The organism is Actinomycetospora sp., assembly GCF_055612215.1.
Genome location: NZ_JBVPVA010000383.1, coordinates 1 through 5065 on the forward strand (window position 1 = coordinate 1; position 5065 = coordinate 5065).

The 5065-nt window shown below is 72.2% G+C and carries 6 protein-coding genes; all 6 read left to right on the forward strand.

What is annotated here, in order from left to right:
* Positions 1–123: 123 nt before the first annotated feature.
* Entirely contained in the window at positions 124–207 is an 84-nt protein-coding gene (locus AC0CYZ_RS10980; RefSeq protein ID WP_472215182.1) for a putative leader peptide, read from the forward strand.
* A 105-nt stretch (positions 208–312) separates the two neighbouring features.
* Positions 313–2085 carry a nitrite/sulfite reductase gene (locus AC0CYZ_RS10985; RefSeq protein WP_472215172.1) on the forward strand — a complete coding sequence of 591 codons (1773 nt, stop codon included), beginning with the start codon at positions 313–315 and terminating at the stop codon, positions 2083–2085.
* Positions 2082–2240, forward strand: a complete 159-nt coding sequence (locus AC0CYZ_RS10990; protein ID WP_472215174.1) for a hypothetical protein — start codon at positions 2082–2084, stop codon at positions 2238–2240. The genes AC0CYZ_RS10985 and AC0CYZ_RS10990 overlap by 4 nt, the downstream gene beginning before the upstream one ends.
* A complete protein-coding gene (locus tag AC0CYZ_RS10995; RefSeq protein WP_472215176.1) occupies positions 2237–2974 on the forward strand; it encodes a phosphoadenylyl-sulfate reductase in 738 nt (245 codons plus the stop codon). Before AC0CYZ_RS10990 ends, AC0CYZ_RS10995 begins: the two co-directional genes overlap by 4 nt.
* Positions 2971–3891 (forward strand): sulfate adenylyltransferase subunit CysD, encoded by a 921-nt coding sequence (gene cysD / locus AC0CYZ_RS11000; protein ID WP_472215178.1) that lies wholly within the window; start codon positions 2971–2973, stop codon positions 3889–3891. Before AC0CYZ_RS10995 ends, cysD begins: the two co-directional genes overlap by 4 nt.
* A partial coding sequence (locus AC0CYZ_RS11005) for a sulfate adenylyltransferase subunit 1 (protein ID WP_472215180.1) occupies positions 3891–5065 on the forward strand: 1175 nt, incomplete at its 3' end. The genes cysD and AC0CYZ_RS11005, both read left to right, overlap by 1 nt.

A 5065-nucleotide genomic window follows, 5' to 3' on the forward strand; every position in this document is an offset into this window, starting at 1 on the left:
CGCGCCGTCGGCCGGGGCGGGTTCGCCGCCGGGGGGCACGGAGGGCATGCCTCGATTGTGCCTGCGGCACGAACGCGCCACAGCCGGTGGAATCACGCCGGGCGGCATGGCACTGTGAGGAGCGTGAGTGCCCTGGACCCGCTGCTCGTCGGTCGACCCCACGTCGACCTCGCGCGCGTCGCCAGCGCACTGTGCCCGGGCTGCTGAGCAGCACCGCTGACCGCCCGCCCCGTCGGGCATCCACCACCACGACCGTCAGCAGGTGCGCGCGGGCTGCCGTGCGCGTCCTGCTCCCCGGAGGACGCACCACCGATGACCAGCGCTCCGTCCAGCGAAGGCGCCTCGACGCCCGAGGAGTCCTACGCCGAGACCACTCCGCTCGGCGTCAGGGACGTCCCCGACGACAAGCCGGTGGCCCCCAAGAAGGCACGGGCGCGCAAGGGCAAGGCCGAGGGCCAGTGGGCGCTGGGCTACCGCGAGCCCCAGAACAAGAACGAGCAGTCCAAGAAGGACGACCACCCGCTCAACGTGCGGGCGCGCATCGAGAACATCTACGCCCACCGCGGCTTCGACTCGATCGACCCCGCGGACCTGCGCGGACGCTTCCGCTGGATGGGTCTCTACACCCAGCGCGCCGAGGGCTACCCGGGCACCGACACCGGCCACGTCGACGAGGAGTTCCTCGACGCCCGGCACTTCATGCTGCGGGTCCGGGTCGACGGCGGGGCGCTGACCACCGAGCAGCTGCGCGTGATCGGCGAGATCTCCCAGACCTTCGCCCGTGACACCGCCGACGTCACCGACCGGGAGAACATCCAGCTGCACTGGATCCGCGTCGAGGACGTCCCGGAGATCTGGCGCCGGCTCGAGGCCGTGAACCTCTCGACGACCGAGGCCTGCGGCGACTGCCCGCGCGTGATCCTCGGCTCGCCGGTGGCCGGGATCAGCGCCGACGAGGTCATCGACGGCTCGCCCGCCGTCGACGAGATCGTCGAGCGCTTCCTCGGCGACCGCTCGCTCGCGAACCTCCCCCGCAAGTTCAAGACCGCGATCTCGGGCCAGCAGGACGTGGCGCACGAGGTCAACGACGTCAGCTTCGTCGGCGTCGTGCACCCCGAGCACGGCCCGGGGTTCGACCTCCACGTCGGCGGCGGCCTGTCCACCAACCCGAAGCTCGCGGTCCGCCTCGGGGCGTGGGTGCCGCTCGACGAGGTCGCCGACGTCTGGCAGGGCGTCGTCCAGGTGTTCCGCGACTACGGCTACCGCCGGCTGCGCACCCGCGCCCGCATCAAGTTCCTCATCGCCGACTGGGGCCCCGAGAAGTTCCGCCAGGTGCTCGAGGACGAGTACCTGCACCGGAAGCTCGTCGACGGACCGGCGCCCGACCCGATCGCCGGGACCATCGACCACGTCGGCATCCACGACCAGGTCGACGGCAAGAAGTTCGTCGGCGTCGCCCCGCCGGCGGGGCGCACCTCCGGCTCCACGCTGGTCGGGGTCGCCAAGGCCGCCGAGGACGTCGGGTCGACGCGGGTGCGCCTCACCCCGTACCAGAAGATCCTGGTGCTGGACGTGCCCGCCGAGCAGCTCGACACCCTGACGACGGCGCTGGACCACCTCGGGCTGCCCGCGCGGCCCAGCGTCTTCCGGCGCGCGACGATGGCCTGCACCGGCCTCGAGTTCTGCAAGCTCGCGTTCGTCGACACCAAGAACCGGGCCGGCGAGCTCGTCGAGGACCTCGAGGCGCGCCTCGCCGAGGTCGCCCCGCAGCTCGAGACGCCGATCTCGATCCACCTCAACGGCTGCCCGAACTCGTGCGCGCGGATCCAGGTCGCCGACATCGGGCTCAAGGGCCAGATCGTCTCCGACGCCGAGGGCAACCCGGCCGCCGGCTTCCAGGTCCACCTCGGCGGCGGGCTGGGTCTCGACGCCGGGTTCGGGCGCAAGCTGCGCGGCCACAAGGTGCTCTCGGCCGACCTCGGTCCCTACGTCGAGCGGGTCGTCCGGAACTTCGTGGAACACCGCGAGGACGGCGAGCGCTTCGCCCAGTGGGTCGTGCGCGCCGAGGAGGGCCAGCTCTCGTGAGGTCGTTCCCGGTCCAGTACTGCCCTTACTGCGGCGAGCAGGACCTGCGGCCCCGGGAGAACCCCGACGGCGCGTGGGAGTGCGCGGACTGCCGCAGCACCTTCGTCGTCACCTCCGCGGCGACACCCTCAGCGTTGACGGGAGCAGGCCAGTGACCAGCACCACTGCGTCCACCACCGATGGCGACACCCACCGGGCGGACGCCCTCGCCGCCGGGGAGACCTTCGCGGCCCTCGAGTCGAGCGCCGACCACGTCGAGCTCACCCGCGAGATCCTCGCGTGGGCCGCGCGGAACTACGGCGACCGGCTGATCGTCGCGTCGAACATGCAGGACGCGGTGCTGGTCAAGCTCGGCGCCGAGGCCCGGCCCGGGGTCGACGTGCTGTTCCTCGAGACCGGCTACCACTTCGCCGAGACGCTCGGGACCCGCGACGCCGTCGCGCAGGTCTACGGCGTGAACATCGTCGAGGCCCACCCGGCGCAGACCGTCGCCGAGCAGGACGCGCTGCTCGGCAAGGACCTGTTCGCGACCGACCCCGGCCGGTGCTGCAACCTGCGCAAGGTCGTGCCGCTCAAGGAGACCCTCGCGCGCTACGACGCCTGGGTCACCGGCGTGCGCCGCGTCGAGGCGCCCACCCGCGCGAGCACGCCGCTGGTGACCTGGGACGAGCGCCACGAGCTGGTCAAGGTCAACCCCATCGCGCACTGGACCGACGCGCAGATGGACGCCTACATCGCCGAGAACGCGGTGCTGGTCAACCCGCTGGTCGGCGAGGGCTACCCCTCGATCGGCTGCGCGCCGTGCACCGCGAAGCCCGCTCCGGGCGCCGACCCGCGCAGCGGGCGCTGGGCGGGCTTCACCAAGACCGAGTGCGGGCTGCACGGATGACCGCCGAGACCGTCGAGGCGCCGGCCTCGGTCGACCAGCTCCAGGCCCTCGAGTCCGAGGCCATCCACATCATCCGCGAGGTCGCCGGCGAGTTCGACCGCCCGGTGATCCTCTTCTCCGGCGGCAAGGACTCGATGCTGCTGGTGCACCTCGCGCGCAAGGCGTTCTGGCCGGCGCCGGTGCCGTTCCCGGTGCTGCACGTGGACACCGGGCACAACTTCGACGAGGTGATCGAGTTCCGCGACGCGGTCGTCGAGCGCTACGGGCTGACCCTCGAGGTGGCCCGCGTGCAGGACTACATCGACGACGGCCGGCTGTCCGAGCGCGCCGACGGCACCCGCAACCCGCTGCAGACCACGCCGCTGCTCGACGCCATCGCCGAGCACCGCCACGACGCGGTCTTCGGTGGCGGCCGCCGCGACGAGGAGCGGGCGCGGGCCAAGGAGCGCATCTTCAGCCTCCGCACCGCCTTCGGCGCCTGGGAGCCCAGCCGCCAGCGCCCCGAGCTGTGGAACCTCTACAACGGGCGCCACAAGGCCGGCGAGCACGTGCGCGTGTTCCCGCTGTCCAACTGGACCGAGCTCGACGTCTGGCGCTACATCGCCCGCGAGGGGATCGAGCTGCCGACGATCTACTACGCGCACACCCGCGAAGTCTTCGCCCGCGACGGCATGTGGCTGACCAGCGGCCCGTGGGGCGGCCCCCGCGACGGCGAGGAGGTCGTCACGAAGACGGTCCGCTACCGCACCGTCGGGGACGGGTCGTGCACCGGCGCCGTCGAGTCGGACGCCACGACGCTCGACGAGGTGCTCGACGAGGTCCGCGGGTCCCGGCTCACCGAGCGCGGGGCGACACGCGCGGACGACCGGCTCTCCGAGGCCGCCATGGAGGACCGCAAGAAGGAAGGTTACTTCTAGTGACGACAGACCTCTTGCGGCTCGCGACGGCGGGCTCGGTCGACGACGGCAAGTCCACGCTCGTCGGGCGCCTGCTCTACGACACCAAGTCGGTGCTGGCCGACCAGATGGAGGCGGTGGAGCGCGCCACCCAGGGCGGCGGCGACCCCGACCTGTCGCTGCTGGTCGACGGCCTGCGCTCGGAACGCGAGCAGGGCATCACGATCGACGTGGCCTACCGCTACTTCGCGACGCCCAACCGCTCGTTCGTCCTCGCCGACACCCCCGGCCACGTGCAGTACACCCGCAACACCGTCACCGGCGCCTCGACCGCGCAGCTGGCCGTGCTCCTTGTGGACGCGCGCCACGGCGTCGTCGAGCAGACCCGCCGCCACGCCGCGGTGATGTCGCTGCTGCGGGTGCCGCGTCTCGTCCTCGCCGTCAACAAGATCGACCTGGTCGAGTACGACGAGCCCACGTTCACCACGATCGCGAAGGAGTTCCACGAGATCGCCGAGGTACTGGGGTACGGCGACGACGCGGTCGTGGCGATCCCGGTCTCGGCGAAGCGCGGCGACAACGTCGTGCTGCCCTCGGAGAACACCCCCTGGTACGACGGCCCGACCCTCCTCGACCACCTCGAGACCGTTCCCGTCGACGGTCCCGACGCCGAGGCCCCGTTCCGGTTCCCGGTGCAGACGGTGATCCGGCCGCGCAGCGCCGAGTACCCCGACTACCGGGGCTACGCCGGCCTGGTCTCCGCCGGCACCGTCCGGGTCGGGGATCCCGTCGTCGTGCTGCCGGACGGCCAGCGCACGACGATCGAGGGCATCGACCGCTTCGAGGGCTCCCAGGAGCAGGCCGGCGCGGGCGAGAGCGTGGTGCTGCGCCTCGCCGACGACCTCGGGGTCGCGCGCGGTGCGGTGATCGCCGCCGCCGACGACGCCCCGGAGCCGGTCACCGAGTTCGAGGCCACCCTCGCCTGGCTGCACGACAAGCCGCTGGTGCCCGGGCGCCGGCTGCTGGTCAAGCACGGCACCCACACCGTGCAGGCCATGATCACGTCGGTGGTCGACCGGCTCGACGTCCAGACCCTCGAGCGCCAGCCCGACCCGGACGGCCTGGAGATCAACGACATCGGCCACGTCGCGATCACCGTCGCCGAGCCGCTGCCGCTCGACGACTACGAGCGCGT

What these genes read in the sequence shown, in the direction of transcription:
- AC0CYZ_RS10985 (WP_472215172.1), top strand. Translation starts at nt 313, where the DNA reads ATGACCAGCGCTCCGTCCAGCGAAGGCGCCTCGACGCCCGAGGAGTCC.
- cysD (WP_472215178.1), top strand. Translation starts at nt 2,971, where the DNA reads ATGACCGCCGAGACCGTCGAGGCGCCGGCCTCGGTCGACCAGCTCCAG.